Source organism: uncultured Formosa sp. (assembly GCF_947500765.1).
Lineage (GTDB): Bacteria > Bacteroidota > Bacteroidia > Flavobacteriales > Flavobacteriaceae > Formosa.
Genome location: NZ_CANMTH010000065.1, coordinates 1 through 464, shown reverse-complemented (window position 1 = coordinate 464; position 464 = coordinate 1). Strand labels below are relative to the sequence as shown.

Genomic DNA, 464 nt, shown 5'->3' with positions numbered 1-464 from the left:
TTAATTCCAAAATATTTAAAACAGAAAACGGCATTAATAATAAGTGCCACTTTAGGAATCGCGTTTAGTTGTTGTATTATAGTTACTTCAGGGATGATATCTGTACTTTTTGTAGCCGCTTTAGGAATCTCTAATGCTTTGGTTTGGCCCGCAGTTTGGCCGTTAACCTTAGACGGATTAGGGAAGTTTACAAAAACAGCTTCAGCATTACTGGTTATGGCCATTTCTGGAGGTGCTGTTATCCCGCCGTTATATGGGCGGTTAGTAGATTCTAATAAAGTAGATTTAATTTCTAAAGGATTAAGTGAATCAGATGCGCTTTCACAAGCAGCAACAAGTAGTTATTGGATTTTAATACCATGCTATGCTTTCATCTTATTCTTTGCAATCTGGGGACATAAATACAAAAGTTGGTCAAGACCATAATGTTATTAAATAAAACAAAAAAAATAAAAACAAAATAT

Annotated in this window: 1 pseudogene; it reads left to right on the top strand. The window is 34.3% G+C overall.

What is annotated here, in order from left to right:
- A pseudogene (locus Q1B05_RS18630) lies at positions 1-426 on the top strand (glucose/galactose MFS transporter); the annotation flags it as partial.
- Between the last annotated feature and the right edge of the window lie 38 nt (positions 427-464).